Below are 18,614 nucleotides of genomic sequence, written 5' to 3'. Positions count from 1 at the left end.
ATATACCTCCTTGCTAAAATTCATTTTGGTCATATTCGTGCACATTATAATCATGGTCATCAAGTTCTAGACGTTGATGCTCAAAACCTTTTCTGTGTGCTACTAAATTCCAAGAAAATAATACATTAGGTGTATCAGTTTCAATTACAAAATACTCTGGTGTAGTTTCTGTTACCGCGAATTGACATAATTTATTAGGTGTTAAGAATACATGATACAAACAAAGCGTAACTGTTTCTGCATAAATAGGGTCAATTGGCACATTAACAATGCAATCTTTTCCTACTAAAGCTTCCCCATAATCGGCAAAATAATTTTCTGGTGTTTCATAGGCATTTAATAGTCTTTGACCATAATGTTCTGTAGAGACACTGGCATTTTTAGTACCACCAGTAACACTAAAACCAGTAGATCGAACGTTAGCTATCGTTAACTTACCATTATACTTGTGAGATAACTCTACCCCAATACTATGGTAACCATTAACATTTGCCATGTTCGATGGTACACCAGTACCATCATTTCTGCTACCTGCCATCAAATCAAATGATGTAGACGTATTAACACCAAATGTACCATCATTAAAACTAAGTAAATACGCTGGAAATCTTGCATCACCCTTACTAACGGTAAACCCTTGTGCTTTATCTAATAATTGGAATCTGATATTTGACGTTGTTGTACTTCCGCTGGTAAAGTTTTCTGGCTTTTGTTTAAAATATACAACCCCATCACTGTTTCTTTTCCAAGAAATATCCCCATTTTTGATTTCTGTAGTAAAATCTGTACCTTGACTGGTTATTGTACCCCCTGTAATTGTAGAACCTTTAATCGTTACCCCTTCAATATTAATAGCCTTTAATACACCAGACGTAATAAAACTAGCGTTAAACACGCCGTCTAACGTCCATGCTGTTTCATATGTTCCGTTAATACCAGTTTTAGAAAAACCAATACCAGCGTTGTTGATTTGCAAAACATTCCGTGCGGTATTCTTATCTGGCGTGTCCATAATCAAAATACGACTAGGCGCTTCTTTAGGATCTAATAAAACATAACCACCATTTTGACCAGTAATCATATCAGTTTGATGATCTACAATATCATTGATTAAATCGCTGATTTCGCCGCCATTTTTCAATTGATCAATGGCATCATTAATCAAATTACTTATATTATTCTCTGTATTTTCTAAGAAGTTTGTTTTGACGTTTCCTACAACTAATTTATCGTATGAGTTAGTTAAAACATTAAACGTATATTCCACAATTCTTGCTGACATATTCACTTTTAACTGTGGATGATACACATCTACTCCATCACCCATCGAAACTTTTTCTAGATCAACAAATTTTTCATAACCTCTTTGATGCCTCAATGGTACCAATTCAATCGAACCACTCACTTGTGGTTTTTGTTTATCTATGTTTGTTTTCAACCAGTCTTTAGCAGCTTCCCTTAATGAGGCTACATCAGTCGCTTTGTCTTTAAAATCAACAAAAGAAACATATCCAGCAGGATAATCTTCCACGTAATCCGTGAAAATGACTTCTTCTGGTAGAGTGATCTCGTCTTCTCCTTCTGAAGAACTGCTAATGAGTGGATAAACTCCAACTAAAACGCTTTGAGCATCTATCTCTAAGTCAAGACCAGTTAAGTTTTTAGTATAAATCGCTTTGATTTTATGATCCGTGCCTAGCCTTGTTTCATGACGTAATGTATTATTATCTTTTAGAAATTCACCATGGAATCGATCTAGAATAGATCCCTCTTTTCCACCAAAGAATTCTAAAAAATTCGCCTTTTCTATCTTCACATTAGCAAGCGTATCTACTAATGACGAGAAAGAAAACTGCGAAGGGATAGCTGGTTTCGCTAAAGCTTTTGCGTTTTGCCATGCCTGAGTAGCAGTGATCTTTTCTGTTCCACTGTCATATTTATTCAACACCGATTTTCTTATATCATTGAAAATAGGTTCAGCTTTTACTTCTATCGTATTTCCTATTACAGAAGTCTTTGCATAATAAATCCGTAAACGTTGCTTTGCTCGATTTTCATCTACATAGCACTGAATAATACGTCCTTCTATAATCAAGTCTGCATTAGTTCCGCTTATTGGATAAGTACCCTGAAATATCTCGGCTCCGTTTAGTTTATTGCTAACAGTGGCTGTTAACCAGTCTGACAAAGCGCCTAAACCTTGCGTATCATATAAATGTTCAGCTAAATTATTCGCGTCGTTTTTATCGTAAATAGTTATTAAATTATCGATCATCTATTTCACCTACCTTAACCCATTACGATAAACTTGTATTTTGCTCAAACCAGTACAATTAAAATGATTAATATCCACTTGCAATGTCGGATATTGCATGGTCTTCATTTTGTTGGACCGATCTAAAATATCTCCGTCCGATTGCTCTTCGTAGCAAAGCATCAAATCACTATCAATGACTATGTCAGTTCCCACTACTAAGCCTTCAAAACTAAACACATAATCATTTAAGATGAATTGGCATGAAGTAGCTGAAGGAGTGATGATAATCTTTGGAAAACTTTCTTCTAAACTATTATTCAACAAGTTAAATGACTGTGGCTTATCTACGGTTATAGGCATATCTTCTTGAACTCTTGCGAATGGTTTCACAGTAATATTTACATCGAACTCTCCCCATTCAACAATATCGTTTTCTGCATCCCCAATATCGATAGTCTGGATAACGTAATAGACGTTGGGATCATCAGAAAATTCTAATTTCTTTGCATAGTTTAACCAATGACGCATGATATAAAACGATTGCTTGAACGCTTGATGGTCTTCCACATCCTCTAAATAGTTATAGTGCAAAGTAAACGACATATCTTCGAACGAGTAATCTTGTACTAAGCCACCTAACCTTCCTAAAACAGAAGTTTCAACTCTCTGTCTTTTTGGAGAAGGTATAGTTGGTCTTTCAGCTAAAGCCAATTTATGCAAATAATCAGGAAATCCATCGATTATAGAATGTATACAATCAGTCATTTTTTCACATCCTTTTTAATACTAAAAAAACAGGAGAAATACTCTCCTGTTTAACGCCATGCCGAAGCATTATCATTTTGAACTTTTGTAATGCTATCAATGATTTGTTGAGTTGTCTGCTTCATAGTAACCTCATCTGCGTTACCATCAATTGTGAAATTGAATTCGTAATTGTTCACAGGTTGAACCGTCTGTGCCCTAGATGAAACTGAGGTGCTACTCAAGATACGATCACCAATTTCTTGCAGAACAGATCTTTTCAAAGGTAAGACTGCTTCAGGTCCTGCTTCACCGACACCGATAATATTCGGAGAATTAAACACACTACCTTTCGCATACCAATCAACACCCAACGTTGGGATTTTTCCCTTCAATGGATTGAATTCCCCACTCAATTTAAAATGTGGTAACGGAATATGTGGTATCGAAATATTCAAATTATCAAAGATGCCACTGATTTTATCTCTAATCCAATCAATCGGAGCGCTAACAGTTTTTTTAATACCTTCCCAAATGTTAGCAATCGTACTTTTAACATTATTGAATATGTCGGAAACAATACCTGTTAGATTGGACCAACCGCTTGAAATTGCATTTTTTCCATCGTTTACTTTAGAGCTAATAGTGCTTGTAATTCCATTCCAAAGATTCAAAGCAGTATTTTTGATACCGTTCCAAATTCCGCTGATCCACGAAGATATACTATTCCAAACACTTTGGATGGCATTTTTAGCTGCGTTTATAGCATTGCTTATACTACTAGTCACACTATTCCAGATATTTGATGCTGTAGAGCTGATTGAATTCCAAATTCCACCTAACCAACTAGATACAGTTGACCAAATATTTTGAATTACTGTAGCAGCTGCTTGTACCAAGCTAGTGATTGTATTCTTGATACTGTTCCAAATACTAGAAGCTGTTGCACTAATTGAATTCCAAATATTTGAAGCCGTAGTACTAATAGCTGTCCATATACCATTCCACCATGCCACTACTGGATCAAATATAGTATGGAATGTAGTTACAATCCCATTCCAAGCGATACTTATCCATTGTGTCATAGTATCCCAAGTATTTTTAAGGAAATCAGAAATAGGTGTCCAAACAGCTTGCCAAGCTGCGCCTAATAACTGTCCAGCTACATCAAAAATACCCACGATAATATTAATACCAGCTTGAATCAATGACGTTATTAATGTCCATGGTATTTGAACAATTCCTACAATGTCTGCCCAAATAATCGACCATACTTCTTTGACTCCGTTCCAAATATTTGAAACCCAATCAACGAATGTTTGCCAAGTTTCTTGGACTCCTTGCCAGATGTTGGAAGCTCCTTCAACTAATCCGCTCCATAGCTCTCCAAACCAATCAGAAACTCCTTGCCAAATATCTTGAACCCAATCTACAAATCCAGACCAGGTTTCTTTAACTCCATCCCAAACTGATGAGGCACCTTCTTTTATACTTTCCCAAGTACCACCCAACCAATCAGTGAATTTACTCCATATTCCCTTAAACCAGTCAGTAATTGCGCCCCAATTTTTTATAATTGCTATAACTCCAGCAATAGCAGTAATAACTGCTCCTATTATTAATGTAGTAGGACCACCTAGAGCCATGAAGCCAACTATTATTGGCATTAATAAAGTAAATGCAGCAGTCAATCCGCCAATCGCTACGGCATAATCCTGTACTGGTTGTGGAAGATTATTAAACGCATCAGCCATCTTTCCTAGAAAATCAATTACTGGTTCGAGTGCATCTATGATTGTGTTGCCTATAGGAGCTAATGAATCCTTTAATTCAGCTATTTTTCCGTTTAATTCTTGTAACGGAGTAGTAGAATCTTCATTCATTTTTTGTGCAGATCCACTAACATCATCAAATGTATGGTTAACATCAGTCAAAGATTGTACAACTTTCATCGCGTTATCTTCGCCAAGTGCAGACCAAATTGTAGAAGCTTTATTTAATTGGTCGTATTGACCATCCATATTGCTAAAATCTTGAATCATGGAATTAATAACGTCTTTTTGTGTTCCTCCTCCATTTTTCCACTCTTCAAAAGCTTTTCTAGTACTTTCACTAAACATATCCATGTTTTGCTCAAATCGACCATCTGTTAACGATATTCCCATTTCCTTAACTAAGTCATTGACTTTATCAAGGTTATAAGCACCCGCATCTAAACCATTTTGAAGCATTCCGAACGTTTCATCAGCTGAATATCCCATTTGACTCCATAATTGGCTATATTCTGCCATATTGTCGCCTAATTCGTGCGTTTTATCTAAACCGTTTTGAGTACCCGAAACCATTAAATCCATTGCATCTTGAGCGCTCAAGCCGAAATTGACCATTAATCCATTTACACCACGTAACGTTTCATCCATGTCAGCGCCCATGGTGTTTTCTAGGACCATAGCTTGTTCCGTGATATTTTGTAAATCTTGATTATTTAAATCGCCTAAATTACGCTTTACCAAAATCAATGCATCTGTGGACTGATCTAACGATTCTCCAAAACCTTTATAATAAATGTCTCTGGCTACATTCGTTAATTCTTCAGCCTCTTGTTTAGTCAAACCAAAATTAGCTTGTATTTTACTCTGGGAACTACCTACACTATTAGCAGAGTCCACTGCTTGTTTCCCTAATTCTGTAAGCTTATCGCCAATGTCGCTTAAAACGTCAGAAGCTTCCATTAGATTATTCATATCTATTTTGCTTCCGATATCGTCCAAGTTAGTTGTATCTACATTTTTAGCAGCTTGTCCTAACTCTTCAAATTCACGTTCAGCATCATTAAGCTTCGCCTCCATCTGCATTGCTTCTGTGGATGTAGCGCCAAACTCAGACTGTGTAGCTTCTAACTGTCGTCTCAGGATATCTATCGTTTTCTCTGCATTTTCAGATTGTTGAGAAACATATTCTTGGGCTTTCGCTAATTTCTCGGATTCAGAAGCTGATTGACCAGCAGTTGCTTGCCATTTTTTGTATTCGGATTCAATCAGAGAAGCACTAGCTTGAACATTTTTCTGTTCACTGTCCAACTGTTGCATTGTAGACTCGTACGTCTGTATTTCGCCTTTTGCTTGAGCTAGTGCATTACTCGTTTTATCAATTTCGTTTGACAAACGTTGTTGTGCTGTTTGTTGATTAATCAGTTCTCTTTCAAGTTTCTGAACTTCGGTGGAATTTTCTCCATAATATTTTTTGGCATTAGCTAAACGTTGACTAGTTACTTCAACTTTTTGACTTTGTAATTCATACTGCTTTTCTAAAGAAGATAATTTACTTCCTAACTTGTCTGATTCAGAACCAGTCTGTTGTAATTGAGCTTGTTCTAGTTTTAATTCTGCTCTATTTTTAGTTAATTCAGCACTGATTTCTTTTAACGTAGATTTCAATCCGTCATCGTTAGCTATGAAAGTTACTTCTGCTTCTGTTCTCTTTTTAGCCATTTTTTACCTCCTTTCTTTAGTTTTTCTGGGATTGGTTTATTGCATAGTTTTTCCATCCTTCATAAGCACTCTTGTTGTAAGCCATTTGCAAAATGTCATCTAAACAGATATCGCTTAAAACCAAATCTGAAGGCATAGAAAAAACGTCGGTCAACATCGAATAGACATCGACCCACGTTTCAACTAAGAGCTTTGGCATTTTTACTTTTGAATCTTTTTTTCCTTATTTGCTTTTTCGAATTCTTTTTGATAGGCATCTCGTGCTTGTTTGAACATCATCAATTGATAAATATAGCTGGCAGTAGCCATATCAAAATCCCATTTATCGATAAATTCATCGAATGAAATATAATCAGTCATGTTCGCTTGTCGGTAAGCAATATACACAGCCTTTGCACCTTGAATAACAGAAATATCCATGGATCCTTTTCCCACAGTCATTTTTGCAAACTCGTCTGTGTTAAAATCTCTATTGATCATCAATAATTTCTTGATATTCAGTTTAGGTTCTAAATTCAAAATTGTTCCATCGTTTAGTTCAATTTTTGAGTAATCTTCGTTCATTTTGCTACCTCCGTTTTATGTTTAAGCTTGAGTCGTTGTAGTAGTGGTTGTTGAACTCTTTTTAATCACATCAGCAGATAGATTTGTCATCCATTGATCTGTTAAGTCTTCTTCAAGTTCTGCAACAATTGCTTCATGATAGAATTTACCAAATTCATCTTGCATAACTTTTGTTTCTAGTTCTAACGCAGCTACTTCATCCGCGCCATTTTCAATAGAGAATGTTAATCCTGTATTTGAAGTGCATGCTAACATACCAACTAACTTGCTATTTTCTTCGAAGTCATCCACGATCTCTGCAGCAAGTGAGAAATCTTCGCCTACGGAATCAGGACCGTAAGAGTAAATGCCTGGTTTAATACGTTCATCTTGTTTCAATCCATTGAAACGTCGATAAACTTCCATCGGTACATGTGCAGTAATTGTTACCGTCATATTGATTGGTTTAGATTTTGATTTTACTTCTGTCGCTCCACATTTTTTAACCACCGTTTGCATTTCTGTTTCGCCATCTAATTGTCCGTTACAATCTGTTGCGATTGCATTTTCTGCGTTCTTAAAATTAAAAGCAATTCGTTTGATACTCACGTTATCGAACGTTGTTACTACAGTTGTTGTTTTAGCCATTGTTGTTCCTCCTATTTATTTAATTTATCGAATTGACGAATCAGAAGTTCTGTAATTGGATCAAGTGCAAGACCTAATCCTCTTCTCATGAATTCGTCTGGCTGATTTCTTTTAGAAGTACCTATCCCCAAATCAGGATATTTTAAATACTCAAATTTTCTTGTAGGTCTAATGATGAAACCCAAATTAATATATTGAGTCTTAAGTGGACGACTATTTTTTGCGTGTTGGTGTCCTCTTCTTAAATCTGCTTCAGAAACAGGAATTTTTTCTGTAATCCTATCCACTGCAATAGCCGAACCCTTCGATTTCAATGCTTCATTGATCAGTCGTTCACTCTCGCTTGAATAGCGTTCCATCCGCCCAAGAAGTTCATCATGTCCATTTATTTTTAGCTCCCAACTATTTTTAGCCATGACAATCACTCTTCAATAATCGTCTAAATGTAAATACCAATTGATCGATATAACGATCTTGGTTCTCTAGTTTTAAATGATTGGGATCCATTCTCTGAAAACGAATCGAACGATTTTGAATCAATGAAATAATATCTAGTGAATCTCCTGTTAAATCTTCTCTATTTTCTGAATAGAAAGTTAGATATAGATTTTGACCCACGCTATATTTTGGTTCAGTGATCATTTCTATTTCTCCTGTTTCGAGAATGAAGTAATTAAAATCATCAGGTAGCTCATCCTCGCCTACGGAGTCTTGAAAGAGTTTGAGGCCAAAATGTTCTTCTAAGGAAGTTTTGATAGCAGAAATTTGCTTATTTAAACGTTCTTTTTCTTTAGAATTATCAATCACCATATTCACCCACACTTTCAAGATAAAAATAGATATAAAAATTATCGTAATCGGCATAGATAACGTTGTAACGCATACTATCGATTACGATAAAATATTGATCTTTATTAAATTTCTTGGCGATTGGATGAAATGGAGTCTTTACTTTCTTAGTTAATTTCGATCCCATCGCATCCATAGCTGTTATATCACTATCTCTCATGGAAAGATTTCTAAATTTTAAAGAAGTGATTTCTGTATCTTCTACACCAATCTTTTTTCCTAGTTCATTTCTTTTGGTAGTTTGCGTCAAAATCTTTAACCAACCATCGTTGAATGTTTCTTCGAGTCTACGATTATTCGCCATTCCCATCACCTGCAATATATTCTTGTAGCGCATAATGTTGAATGAAACCTAATAACTCACTAGCGAAATTTTGTTCAAACTCATCTAAAGCACGATTCCAGTCGTATCTACATCTTTCGATTAGCAATCCGTATTCTAAGCTTTCAGGAGAAAAAGAAAGTGTTGTACTCACTTTACTTTGAAGATAAACGGCATTTTTAGCTATCATCTTTTTAATTGACTCATCTTCTTCGTTCCAGGTAACGTAAATATTATCCTTCACAGCTATTAGCAATTCTTCAGTCACTTGTTCAGGCGTCATCTAACCACCGCCTTAATTGCTTTAACATATGCGTAAGAGCATTTTTTCTTGTTTACAAATGATAAATCTTCATCAAAAGGCGTAGAAGTCACGTATCTCCCTTTGAAAAATAAATCTTCATCGTTTGTTGTTACTCCAGCATTGTGTAAGATTTTTACTTCTTTAACTTTTTCTATTGGATCGGTAGCAAAACAAAAGTCTAATTCCTCGTGAACTTTAGGACCAATATTGAAATACATCATGTTCCAAAGCTGTGCCCACATCTCGGCTGTCCAAATCTGTAAATTTGTTTTTTGCCCTCTAAGGTAGCGATATAGCCGATTAGAATCTAGATAAACCTTTTTCCAATAATTCGCTTTAGGACGGTTAATAACCCACTGTGCGCCTCCTGAATTAGTGTTTATAGTTTCCAAAGATTCTACTGTAACATTTACAATGTTTGCCATATCTTTTAGAATATTTTCTCCGTTTTCACAGCTTCTAATATAATCAAGACTTAAATAACTACAGCAGTCGCTACAATACCAAACATCATCTTTAGAAGGCAATTTGCGCAAATTAATTCTTTTATTGAAAATGACATCCGAATCGATATAGAAATATCGGTCGTCCTCACGCGAATGATCTTCTTCTAAATATTTCCACCATAAATATGGTTTAATCGAAGGAATATACTCTTTGTCGTCCCGCAGATCATCGTACACATGAACTTCAACGCCATATTCCTTCTCAAAAAAAATAGGAATCTGATCATCGTGTCTGCTGAAAAGCAATACGATATCTTTGATTCCTAGTTTCTTCAGATTAGTTAAACAAACTTCAAGCTCCCATTTAAACCGATTGATTGCCGGCTGACAAAGAATATACTTCATTCTGATCACCTACGCTTGTGTTGTAGTTGTTGTGGTTGTTGGTTTTGTAGTTGTAGTAGTAGTTCCCAAAGCGCTAATATCTAATACAATGAAACTATCGTTACGTTTAGGTTGTCCATTTGCGTATTGTTTAGCTAGATAAATGCGTTCGTCTTCAACAAAATGGTATTCATCTGAAGCTTCGATTTTTAGCGTAGATCCTACACCCATGAAGTAATCTGAAGCTACCCCAATAACTGCTTTTCCTTCTGGCACAGCTGTTGACTGCAAGTCTGAAACTGGTACTGGCAATACTTGTACATATTCTCCATTAGCAGTTAGTACGGTTTTAGCTGGGAAAACTTTAGACCAGTAATCTGTTGGATTCACAATTAGGACCACATCAGAAGGATTTACATTACGATAAATCGGATCATCTACGCCTTCGATATTGAATTTTGATAGTCGTGCCATCAAACCGCCCATAGTTGCAGCATCTAAAGCTGTAATAGGTTCTGCTGTTTTTTCAGCATATTCTCCACTAGTTTGTTTGCTCATGTCACGCATCATTCCGACTGGCATATCTTTACCAGTACCATCAACAATTGCTTGTTCTAATGCAATTCTCAATGATTCTACTAAAACAGTACGGACATAACGATCTAACCATACTGGACCTAAGTCAAGCATTGCCTTACATACAGGAATATAACCTGATAGCTTGAACTGCTTCATGTTAATTACGTCAAAGCCATTATCTAAAACTTTTTTAACAGCTTCGCAAAGTTTACCCCACCATGCTGGATTGACTCCACGTGACACGATCCATTCTGTTACACCAGTTGTGTTAACAAAAGTAATTTTTTGCAATAGTGGATGAGATTGTTCTAAATCTTCAAATACGCGTTCAAATACAGTAGCTGGTACTAATTCTTCAACCCCTGCAAAACCTTCGTTATTCACTACTTCGTTATAGAATTTTGTTTCTTGTGTAGTTAGTACACGCTGACCACGGTTCATTAATACTAATTGATCTTGATTTTTTGCTGTTGCTTCTTCTAAAATTTTATCCTGAATTTCCTTAGATAAACTTACCATAGCTGCGCTAAAAGATTCTTCGTTACCATCTTTAAAAGCTTTCATCAATTGGTCGCTTGCAGCTGTTACACCTTTTAAATTTTTAACTGTCATTATTTTGCATCTCCTTGTCCAAATGTTTTATTTAATGCTGCTGTAAATGCAGCGATTTTTTCTGCTCTTTTTTCTTCAACGTCATTCAAAATTTCTTCAACGCTTTGTTCTTTCTTAGTTTCAGTACCTGCGCTATTTTCTGCATCGATAATTTCATCGACCAATCCGTAACTCAAAGCTGTTTCTGCATCCATAAACGATTCTTTTTCAAGAAGTTCTTGCAATGCTTCATCTGTGCCGTTGAATCTTGTTTTATATGAAGCCTTTACCGATTTATCAATTGATTCCAATTGATCAGCAATCGTGCGGAAATCATCGACATTTCCTTCTCCGTATGTGGAAGCGCGGTGAATCATCAATTGTGCATTGTTGTAGATTTTTATAGTATCGCCAGCCATTGCGATAATTGAAGCAGCACTAGCGGCTAAGCCGTTAATCACAACGTTAACTTTTGCTTTATTTGACTTAAGTAAGTTCCCAATAGCAATCCCTTGAAATACGTCTCCGCCGTTTGAATTAATTACTACTTCAATTTCTTCTTGATCACCTAGACTATCCAAAATATTTTTGATTCCCTTGTCAGTATTCCCTTCAAAGAACCAACTAGAACCAATAAATCCCTGAATAAAAATTTGCGGTACTGTGCCTTCATTCTTTACTGCTAGAAATGTTTTCATTGTCGTCATTCGCCTCACCTCCTTTCGATACTTGTTGGTTGTTTTTAGTTATAAATATTTCATCTGCCATCGCCTTATCAGAGCGATCATTTCCAACGCGTTCTCTTCCTTCGTTGATTGTAAATACCCCATTTCTAATGCCGACATCAATAGCATCAACCAAATCTTTGAAGCTAGTAATCTTGATCATAGTTGTATCCACACGTACAAAATTCCCTGACAAGTATTCTTCTGCTTCATAGAGACTAGCGTTAAACGCATCCTGAATAAGTTCAGCAATCGGTATGATTTCGAACATTAAAAAAGCGTCCACTTGATCCGATAACCCACTCATGTCTCCCTTTAGTAGGTTTTTCGGAACGTGAAACGCTGCTGCTGTCATCTCAAAGATGTCATCTATTAAGTTTTTTATATCTCTTGAATTGCTTTGAAAGTTTCCGCTGAAATCTTCTAATGTGTACTCATTTTGTAATTGAAATACCGCACCTGCATTATCGGCTTCCATAAAAGCCTTAAATTGTGATGTCATCATTTTATTGATTTGATCTTGTGTTGTATTGTCTTGCGAACGGAATAAATTACCTTTCAGTACGTATCTACGAGCGTTAGAACGCTTGTAAACATTCATAGCACTAGAAATGAGTTTCCCATACGCTTGATAATACGCATCAACTAGTTGCCTAATTTGTTGATCTGCGTATTTTATATAGATAACATCACTTTCTAGAAATTCTCTATCAAGGACTATATTGTTAATTTGCACTTGAGAAAACACATCATCTTTCAATGCATATTCTGTGACATCCCAACTATCCGCAATAAATATTTCGCTAGAATTATTAGATGGAGAAACGATCAATACTTCATTGTAGAATATTAATCTCCTGATCAGTTTTTTTCTAAATTCTGTTGCATTATTTTTCTTATTAGGAGCTACATTCAGCCTATAGTACAGATCATTCTTTTTATTTTTTCCATCTTCATATGACTTGAATTCTGCTTTACTCATCGCATTTGCAATCAAATCAATACAAGTTTCAATCGCAAATTTTCGATACACAAAATCAACTTGCAATTTACAAAAGTATTCTTCTAAAGGAACCGTTGCTTTTTTTGTGAAGTATCCTACCGCCTTTTGAAAAATCCCCACTTTCTCACCTCCTTTCAAGTTAGAATACTAGAGGAGTAAATCCAGTTCCTGTATTTTCTACTGAGCTATTTGTGACTGTTACAGGAGCAGAATCATAAATATCATCTAAAAAATTCAAACCATGAAGGAATGAAAAAAAGCCATCCGTTTTTCTAGTTTCAGGTTCTATTTTTTCATAGCGTATATTCCCATTAGAAATATGCTCTTCATATACATTCATGCAATACCAACGCATAATTGCATCATCACCAAAATATAAACGTTGATTAATAAAAAGGTCATCAACCAGATCTTTTAACATACCATGTGTAACAGATCCGCTTCGAACAATTTCTACAGTAAAACCTGCTTCTTCTAAAGCGGGCTTCAATATTTTTGCACGGTACATATCCATAGAGATTTTTTTAATGTAATATTTATTACTCATTTCAAGAAACCAACCTACGATATAATCAGCTTCTATATTTTTCCCATGAACGATCTGTGATTTACCTTGATCTATAGAAATATCTATAATCTCTCGTTTTATGTTCTGTAATCGAAGAGCTGATTCGTGGATAAAAGTATGTTGTGTAAAATACACATCTTTATCATATTTTCCTAGCAACCCAACGCTGGCAAAATCTCGTCTATCAGCAAAATCGACTGTTCCTATCACTTCATCCATTTTTTCAGGAAATTCTTTTTCTTTCGTATGAAGAACATCATCATATGAAGCTACAGCAAAGCGTGTGTCTTCCATTGGTCTGTTCATTCGTTTCGTCATGAACGTAAGTCTTAAACCAGCATTACGTTGCATTTGAGAGTATTCTTGAAACATTTTCCGTTTTAGATCTGCATTGTAATTAATAGTTGGACAAGCTTTTTCCCACATGTCAGGATCATCAACTTCATTGTCGTTATCCAAGCGACAAATAAATGGAAACAAACTAGAAAATTCTGCTCCATCCTTATCAATTCCAAGTTCTCCAGAAAGAATCATTTTTGATTCTTCTATAATGTCATCAAGTGGTCCACCTCGAACATGACCATTAGTTGTATCATAAAATTCTCTATAATCTCGAATTTTACCACCACCAGAAGTAGCTACATTCATCATTGAATAATCTTCATTTTCGTGAATTTCATCAAAGCGGTTTGCTCCTGGCCGTTTACCATCTTTTGTTCTAGCGTTCGCCGTGTTATAACGAAGTTTGCTATTTGTAGCAATATTTTTAATGACTTCCTTGGTTGCTTTAAATACTTTTTTATCTAAATCAGGATGAGCTTTAATCACTTGATAGACGTCTTCAAAGCTAGTCTTGGCTTGATCTTCATTATTCGCAAAAATGTCAATATTATAATTTTTAATACCATGTTTAGCGGTTAGTAGAAAGAAGTTGTTCCATGATGCATAACCCGTTTTGCCATTTCCTCGACCCATCAGAGTTAAATATCTATTGAACACAAGCGTTTTATCTTTTTTCCATCGGACTCCATAAATAAAACATTGTAGAAATTTTTCCCACGGTATTAATTCAAATGGAAAGTATTGTGCTGGTATATTGATTGAATCCTCTACCATTTGCTTATCGAAGTAAATATCTTCTCTAGTAAAGACTCTTTCTTCTAGATACTTTTTTAGCAATAATTGCTCTTTGCATACCTTGATAGTGCCTTCTTCTATAGCTTTGAACCAATTTTCAATATGCTTATAACTCAGGAATTGATTCATTTGCTTCACCTACCAATTCAGGAGTAATGGCAAGTTTATCCAACATCAATCCCATTTGTTTGTTGACAGAAACAAGCAACGCTACTGATTCATTCTTTTTACCATTCTCCAGTCTAATGCCGTTCTCGGATATATCTTCTTCCAGTGATATCGCCGTTTCCCATAAACTGATATAACGATCAACATTATCTAAGAATGGCTCAATATTTGTTTTCTGACTTTCCAATTGGCTTATTAAAGAGCGGCGTAATTTTTCTCTGTAGCGATTTTGAGACAATTCGTTTTTAAACATTTTAGCCCTCCTTTCATGATAAAGTTCGAAAAAATCTCTTTTCCTGACAGCCCCCTCCGTTTCATCACCCCCAAAAAATTTGCGATTTATTTTAAGGGGGGGTTATCTCACCATCGGAATGAAAGCTTCAGCGAAGTCAATGTAATAATTAATCTCTTCAATGCTATATCCAAAAACATTTTTTATTCTTTCAACGTTATTATCTTTATTCAATGATTCTCTCACTTGATTCACTTTGTATTTACTGCAACAGTTATCTGATAACAGATCCCTAATACCTACATAGCGAACGTATATCAAACGTTTAATTAATCCCTGAGTATAAGATGAATACTCTTCAATCTTTTCTGTATCATACTCTCTGCCATTGTCATTGATGATCATGCACTTACCACCTTTCACTTGCATCGAAGTTAGCAAAACTTTCTATCTTCTTCTCTTGTTTATCTAACGCTGTAAGATATCTGCCATGAACTTCATTATGATGTTCAACACATAAACAAATAAGATTATCTAAATCTAAAGCTAAGTCAGGTCTATCCTTGACTTTCTTTATATGATGAACGTTCTCTACTCTATGATACTTACCTATTCTTCTACACTCTTGGCATTCATAGTGATCTCGTTTCATCGCTTTCTCTCTAAGCCTGCGCCATTTAGGAGACTGATAGAACTTAACCAAACGATCTTCTCTTATCAACTGTAATAACCATCTATAGAATTCCTCGGTCATGTTCCGTCTCCTTTCGCAATCTTATTTAATGCTTAGCTATTCTTTTGCCATACAATGGAATAACTTCGTTGTTTTCCTTTCGTTTATATGTATCACTCTTTATTGGTCTTCTATACTTTCGTACTATCTCACCGTTACCGTTTTGCACAGTGATTACTTCATACTTCTGTTCTAAGTATTGTGGTCTATACATCGTTGTTACCTCCTTTATGTAAAATAAAAAGACCACCTCGAATTGAGATGATCTATCACCATTCAACTTTCCCACATTTCACACATCCAAAGAATTTATCACAATTGCGTATATATAAGAACACAAAGTCATGATTGCATTTTCTTCTTTTCCAAAACGACAACCTTTTTGTTTCTGCAAATCGTTTCTGATCCTTGTCTAATTGATCCATATTATATCTCCTTTACGCAAAATAAAAAGACCACTCAACGAGTGATCTGTAAATCATAAAACATCATCAGCTATCAAATATTACTTCTAGTGAGCGTTCGATACCTAAATGTTTTTTATAGAAAGTCTTTAGTTCTTCTTTATTCATACTATTTTTTCGATTGTAACCTGAAATATTTTTTTGATTAGGGCATACATCCATTCGAATTCCAACGTATTTTATTTTTGCAGCAAACTCTGCTAATCTCTCTAAAAAATATGAAGCTATACCTTTGCGTCTATCTTCGGGATCTGGGACATATATGAAATTTAATCTTAAATAGGACGGACTATTTTCTTTTTTCAGTTTTTCTATTCCTTTACTAGGAGATAAAAAATCCATTACAAAAATATCATCTCCGTTTTTATTTTTCAATGTAAATTTAATTCCATATTCCGTCTCCATTCCTTCATGAAAATGATAAGTAATCTCTTCTTCTTTTAAAGCTTCCGGCAATCCCCATAACTTTACTTGTTCTTCCATATCCATCAATATCACCTCAGTAAAATCTTACCACAGATATTGTGAAAATAAATACTAAGCGTATAATTTTAGTTATCAGCGAGTGGTCCGCTGAAATAAATCAAAAGGTGGTGAAAAATATGAACTTAAGCGAGGTTCAAGCTGCGTATTTTATTTTAAATTGTTTAGACCCTGATAATTATACTGTTAAACTGTATGTTAAGAATGGTTGCAAAATTTTCAGTGCAGACTTTTTAAAACTCTCTGAAACAGGTTGGTCTGTGATTCAAGAAAGTTTTGATGAAGATTTTGACTTTTCAAGCCCAAAGATATCCATAGCAAGTGGTGCAGAAAAAGGATTCCTTTGGGCAAAAGCTGCTAAGACATGGAATGATAGTTTTTCATATTATGATTTGTCAAATTAAGCTAGAATAAAATGCTTCTTGTACATAGCTCAAAAATATTTCGATTGGTGTTCTGTAATTCAATGATTTTCTTGGAATATGATTACGTTGATTGCTGACACTGGAAATAAATGTCTGATTCACTTCTCTAAAATCCATTGATTTCGGCAGTCCATTACGACGCAGAATCCCGTTAGAATTCTCGTTTAATGGGCGTTGAGAAGGTGTTCCAGGGTCCGCAAAATATATATCAATATCATGTTGGTTACTAATGGCTTTCCAGTTAGAAAATTCTTTTCCACAGTCAAACGTAATAGATTTAAAGAAGTTTTTAGGGAAGCGAGAAAACCATTGATTAAGGGCAGTTTCAATATCTAATGCCTTACGGCCGTTGGGTTTAATCGTGATAATGACTTTAGATAATCTTTCAACTAAAGTAATGACGGCACTTTTATGATGAATGCCAACGATCGTATCACCTTCAAGGTGACCAAACTCAGAATTGAAATCAGGATAATTATCAGGTCGATCATGGATTGAGCGCTGATACTGTTGTTTTCCCCGTTTTTCCTGATGGCCATTGGGTTTTCTTTTACCTTTCATCGGTAGTGTGTCAATATCAAATATTCCTTTAGAAAATAAACGATAAAGTGTTCTCATACCGCATGAAACAGGCCTTTCTTTTCGCCCGATAATGACGTCAGGCGTCCAACCAAGAGTGACTTTCTCTTTAATGTAATCTACTTCATGAGCAGGTAATTGAATGACTTTTCTACCACATTTTTTCTTATTTTCTTTATACTGGTGCCAATAATCAAGAGCAGTCTTGCCTTGCTTGAACTTATTGACTACACTATAAATAGTTTGTATAGCACGTCCCATTCGGTTAGCGATTTCAACCGGCTTATTATGTTGAAGATAATATGATTCTATCATTGTCAGTTCGTCTATGGTAAGATGTTTGTAGGTCATTTATGGTTACACTCCTTTGTTTTCTTTCGTCGGAAATACAATTTGAGTGTACCATAAATGCCTTTTTATTTTTCTAACTTAATTTTACAATTCGCGTATCCTAGACAATCAGTAAAACTTTTGGATCATCCACAACTATTATTAGAAAAAGTTAAAGCTTTTATAGGCAATCTTCAGATAGAAGACTATAAAGAATTTTCTACATTGGCTTATAATACGGAATATATCGATGGAAAAAAATTCAATTTTTGTTTGTTGCCAGAATCCAATTACGAATTATTTACTATTGAAGTTTCAGAAAATTAGACTCATACTTTAATAGATTGTAACAGTACTGAAGGCTTGCGTATGCTTCGTCATATGTTAAGTCTTCTTCTTTTAATAATTTAGTTAGTTTTTCTCCAACCTCTTTAACAACGCTTGATCCAAAAACTTCTTCTGGTTTATTGTTGCGTTTGAATTTACTCAAATAATGTTCTCGTGCACTTTCTTTATCCATTCGTTTTTCCTCCGATGTATAAATTAATAGACAGCAACGGATGATAGATAATAAGAACAGTTAGAAGGAGTTGAAATTCACATCCTTAT

General features: G+C 35.2%; 23 protein-coding genes. 1 reads left to right on the top strand and 22 read right to left on the bottom strand.

The window, feature by feature from the left end; genetic code table 11:
- Positions 1-13: 13 nt before the first annotated feature.
- The 20 genes from QK255_RS04840 to QK255_RS04750 all read right to left on the bottom strand — a co-directional run bounded on the left by QK255_RS04840 (position 14) and on the right by QK255_RS04750 (position 16,677).
- Positions 14-2,275 carry a phage tail spike protein gene (locus QK255_RS04840; RefSeq protein WP_283341607.1) on the bottom strand — a complete coding sequence of 754 codons (2,262 nt, stop codon included), beginning with the start codon at positions 2,273-2,275 and terminating at the stop codon, positions 14-16.
- A gap of 9 nt (positions 2,276-2,284) precedes the next feature.
- Positions 2,285-3,022, bottom strand: a complete 738-nt coding sequence (locus QK255_RS04835; RefSeq protein WP_283341606.1) for a phage tail protein — start codon at positions 3,020-3,022, stop codon at positions 2,285-2,287.
- Positions 3,023-3,072: 50 nt separating this feature from the next.
- Positions 3,073-6,492, bottom strand: coding sequence for a phage tail tape measure protein (locus QK255_RS04830; protein ID WP_283341605.1), 3,420 nt, complete (start codon positions 6,490-6,492; stop codon positions 3,073-3,075).
- Between the two features lie 16 nt (positions 6,493-6,508).
- Positions 6,509-6,691, bottom strand: coding sequence for a hypothetical protein (locus QK255_RS13320; RefSeq protein WP_002305377.1), 183 nt, complete (start codon positions 6,689-6,691; stop codon positions 6,509-6,511).
- A 2-nt stretch (positions 6,692-6,693) separates the two neighbouring features.
- Entirely contained in the window at positions 6,694-7,056 is a 363-nt protein-coding gene (locus tag QK255_RS04825; protein WP_283341604.1) for a hypothetical protein, read from the bottom strand.
- Between the two features lie 21 nt (positions 7,057-7,077).
- Positions 7,078-7,683: a hypothetical protein gene (locus tag QK255_RS04820; RefSeq protein ID WP_002318244.1), complete on the bottom strand. Its 606-nt coding sequence runs from the start codon at positions 7,681-7,683 to the stop codon at positions 7,078-7,080.
- Between the two features lie 11 nt (positions 7,684-7,694).
- On the bottom strand, positions 7,695-8,099 hold the full coding sequence (locus QK255_RS04815; RefSeq protein ID WP_283341603.1) for a hypothetical protein: 405 nt from the start codon (positions 8,097-8,099) through the stop codon (positions 7,695-7,697).
- Positions 8,092-8,493: a hypothetical protein gene (locus tag QK255_RS04810; RefSeq protein ID WP_002296598.1), complete on the bottom strand. Its 402-nt coding sequence runs from the start codon at positions 8,491-8,493 to the stop codon at positions 8,092-8,094. Before QK255_RS04810 ends, QK255_RS04815 begins: the two co-directional genes overlap by 8 nt.
- Positions 8,483-8,836, bottom strand: coding sequence for a phage head closure protein (locus QK255_RS04805; protein WP_002286522.1), 354 nt, complete (start codon positions 8,834-8,836; stop codon positions 8,483-8,485). Before QK255_RS04805 ends, QK255_RS04810 begins: the two co-directional genes overlap by 11 nt.
- Positions 8,826-9,137, bottom strand: coding sequence for a hypothetical protein (locus QK255_RS04800; protein ID WP_002334513.1), 312 nt, complete (start codon positions 9,135-9,137; stop codon positions 8,826-8,828). Before QK255_RS04800 ends, QK255_RS04805 begins: the two co-directional genes overlap by 11 nt.
- Entirely contained in the window at positions 9,134-10,009 is an 876-nt protein-coding gene (locus QK255_RS04795; protein ID WP_123838945.1) for a hypothetical protein, read from the bottom strand. The genes QK255_RS04800 and QK255_RS04795 overlap by 4 nt, the downstream gene beginning before the upstream one ends.
- A 9-nt stretch (positions 10,010-10,018) precedes the next feature.
- On the bottom strand, positions 10,019-11,179 hold the full coding sequence (locus QK255_RS04790) for a phage major capsid protein (protein ID WP_002318250.1): 1,161 nt from the start codon (positions 11,177-11,179) through the stop codon (positions 10,019-10,021).
- Positions 11,179-11,865: a head maturation protease, ClpP-related gene (locus QK255_RS04785; RefSeq protein WP_061605169.1), complete on the bottom strand. Its 687-nt coding sequence runs from the start codon at positions 11,863-11,865 to the stop codon at positions 11,179-11,181. The genes QK255_RS04790 and QK255_RS04785 overlap by 1 nt, the downstream gene beginning before the upstream one ends.
- Positions 11,828-13,006, bottom strand: a complete 1,179-nt coding sequence (locus QK255_RS04780; RefSeq protein WP_002342088.1) for a phage portal protein — start codon at positions 13,004-13,006, stop codon at positions 11,828-11,830. Before QK255_RS04780 ends, QK255_RS04785 begins: the two co-directional genes overlap by 38 nt.
- A gap of 19 nt (positions 13,007-13,025) precedes the next feature.
- On the bottom strand, positions 13,026-14,720 hold the full coding sequence (locus QK255_RS04775) for a terminase TerL endonuclease subunit (protein WP_123838942.1): 1,695 nt from the start codon (positions 14,718-14,720) through the stop codon (positions 13,026-13,028).
- Positions 14,698-15,012 (bottom strand): P27 family phage terminase small subunit, encoded by a 315-nt coding sequence (locus QK255_RS04770; protein WP_002286538.1) that lies wholly within the window; start codon positions 15,010-15,012, stop codon positions 14,698-14,700. Before QK255_RS04770 ends, QK255_RS04775 begins: the two co-directional genes overlap by 23 nt.
- A 102-nt stretch (positions 15,013-15,114) precedes the next feature.
- Complete coding sequence (locus QK255_RS04765; protein ID WP_010727648.1) at positions 15,115-15,396, bottom strand: hypothetical protein; 282 nt, start codon at positions 15,394-15,396, stop codon at positions 15,115-15,117.
- A 4-nt stretch (positions 15,397-15,400) separates the two neighbouring features.
- Complete coding sequence (locus tag QK255_RS04760; RefSeq protein ID WP_169062621.1) at positions 15,401-15,745, bottom strand: HNH endonuclease; 345 nt, start codon at positions 15,743-15,745, stop codon at positions 15,401-15,403.
- A gap of 25 nt (positions 15,746-15,770) precedes the next feature.
- Positions 15,771-15,938, bottom strand: a complete 168-nt coding sequence (locus QK255_RS04755) for a hypothetical protein (RefSeq protein ID WP_005876810.1) — start codon at positions 15,936-15,938, stop codon at positions 15,771-15,773.
- A gap of 277 nt (positions 15,939-16,215) precedes the next feature.
- On the bottom strand, positions 16,216-16,677 hold the full coding sequence (locus QK255_RS04750) for a GNAT family N-acetyltransferase (protein WP_169062622.1): 462 nt from the start codon (positions 16,675-16,677) through the stop codon (positions 16,216-16,218).
- Between the two features lie 113 nt (positions 16,678-16,790).
- On the opposite strand from QK255_RS04750, the gene QK255_RS04745 reads away from it, so the two are divergent.
- Entirely contained in the window at positions 16,791-17,075 is a 285-nt protein-coding gene (locus QK255_RS04745) for a hypothetical protein (RefSeq protein WP_283341602.1), read from the top strand.
- On the opposite strand, the gene QK255_RS04740 is transcribed toward QK255_RS04745, so the two are convergent.
- Both QK255_RS04740 and QK255_RS04735 read right to left on the bottom strand, forming a co-directional pair.
- Entirely contained in the window at positions 17,067-18,026 is a 960-nt protein-coding gene (locus tag QK255_RS04740) for an IS30-like element IS6770 family transposase (RefSeq protein WP_002341232.1), read from the bottom strand. The two genes, QK255_RS04745 and QK255_RS04740, sit on opposite strands and share 9 nt — an antisense overlap.
- Positions 18,027-18,309: 283 nt before the next feature.
- A complete protein-coding gene (locus QK255_RS04735; protein ID WP_199558287.1) occupies positions 18,310-18,525 on the bottom strand; it encodes a hypothetical protein in 216 nt (71 codons plus the stop codon).
- Positions 18,526-18,614 lie beyond the last annotated feature (89 nt).

Origin of the sequence: Enterococcus sp. ZQ21 (genome assembly GCF_030053755.1) — a bacterium.
GTDB classification, from domain to species: Bacteria; Bacillota; Bacilli; order Lactobacillales; family Enterococcaceae; genus Enterococcus_B; species Enterococcus_B lactis.
Note: the sequence above shows the minus strand (reverse complement) of the source record. Positions and strands in the feature narration are given on the sequence as shown.

What these genes read in the sequence shown, in the direction of transcription:
- QK255_RS04835 (WP_283341606.1), bottom strand. Translation starts at nt 3,022, where the DNA reads ATGACTGATTGTATACATTCTATAATCGATGGATTTCCTGATTATTTG.
- QK255_RS04805 (WP_002286522.1), bottom strand. Translation starts at nt 8,836, where the DNA reads ATGGCGAATAATCGTAGACTCGAAGAAACATTCAACGATGGTTGGTTA.
- QK255_RS04740 (WP_002341232.1), bottom strand. Translation starts at nt 18,026, where the DNA reads ATGACCTACAAACATCTTACCATAGACGAACTGACAATGATAGAATCA.
- QK255_RS04770 (WP_002286538.1), bottom strand. Translation starts at nt 15,012, where the DNA reads ATGTTTAAAAACGAATTGTCTCAAAATCGCTACAGAGAAAAATTACGC.
- QK255_RS04840 (WP_283341607.1), bottom strand. Translation starts at nt 2,275, where the DNA reads ATGATCGATAATTTAATAACTATTTACGATAAAAACGACGCGAATAAT.
- QK255_RS04765 (WP_010727648.1), bottom strand. Translation starts at nt 15,396, where the DNA reads ATGATCATCAATGACAATGGCAGAGAGTATGATACAGAAAAGATTGAA.
- QK255_RS04775 (WP_123838942.1), bottom strand. Translation starts at nt 14,720, where the DNA reads ATGAATCAATTCCTGAGTTATAAGCATATTGAAAATTGGTTCAAAGCT.
- QK255_RS04830 (WP_283341605.1), bottom strand. Translation starts at nt 6,492, where the DNA reads ATGGCTAAAAAGAGAACAGAAGCAGAAGTAACTTTCATAGCTAACGAT.
- QK255_RS04810 (WP_002296598.1), bottom strand. Translation starts at nt 8,493, where the DNA reads ATGGTGATTGATAATTCTAAAGAAAAAGAACGTTTAAATAAGCAAATT.
- QK255_RS04755 (WP_005876810.1), bottom strand. Translation starts at nt 15,938, where the DNA reads ATGTATAGACCACAATACTTAGAACAGAAGTATGAAGTAATCACTGTG.
- QK255_RS04785 (WP_061605169.1), bottom strand. Translation starts at nt 11,865, where the DNA reads ATGACGACAATGAAAACATTTCTAGCAGTAAAGAATGAAGGCACAGTA.
- QK255_RS04820 (WP_002318244.1), bottom strand. Translation starts at nt 7,683, where the DNA reads ATGGCTAAAACAACAACTGTAGTAACAACGTTCGATAACGTGAGTATC.
- QK255_RS04790 (WP_002318250.1), bottom strand. Translation starts at nt 11,179, where the DNA reads ATGACAGTTAAAAATTTAAAAGGTGTAACAGCTGCAAGCGACCAATTG.
- QK255_RS04735 (WP_199558287.1), bottom strand. Translation starts at nt 18,525, where the DNA reads ATGGATAAAGAAAGTGCACGAGAACATTATTTGAGTAAATTCAAACGC.
- QK255_RS04745 (WP_283341602.1), top strand. Translation starts at nt 16,791, where the DNA reads ATGAACTTAAGCGAGGTTCAAGCTGCGTATTTTATTTTAAATTGTTTA.
- QK255_RS04815 (WP_283341603.1), bottom strand. Translation starts at nt 8,099, where the DNA reads ATGGCTAAAAATAGTTGGGAGCTAAAAATAAATGGACATGATGAACTT.
- QK255_RS04825 (WP_283341604.1), bottom strand. Translation starts at nt 7,056, where the DNA reads ATGAACGAAGATTACTCAAAAATTGAACTAAACGATGGAACAATTTTG.
- QK255_RS04800 (WP_002334513.1), bottom strand. Translation starts at nt 9,137, where the DNA reads ATGACGCCTGAACAAGTGACTGAAGAATTGCTAATAGCTGTGAAGGAT.
- QK255_RS13320 (WP_002305377.1), bottom strand. Translation starts at nt 6,691, where the DNA reads ATGCCAAAGCTCTTAGTTGAAACGTGGGTCGATGTCTATTCGATGTTG.
- QK255_RS04795 (WP_123838945.1), bottom strand. Translation starts at nt 10,009, where the DNA reads ATGAAGTATATTCTTTGTCAGCCGGCAATCAATCGGTTTAAATGGGAG.
- QK255_RS04750 (WP_169062622.1), bottom strand. Translation starts at nt 16,677, where the DNA reads ATGGATATGGAAGAACAAGTAAAGTTATGGGGATTGCCGGAAGCTTTA.
- QK255_RS04760 (WP_169062621.1), bottom strand. Translation starts at nt 15,745, where the DNA reads ATGACCGAGGAATTCTATAGATGGTTATTACAGTTGATAAGAGAAGAT.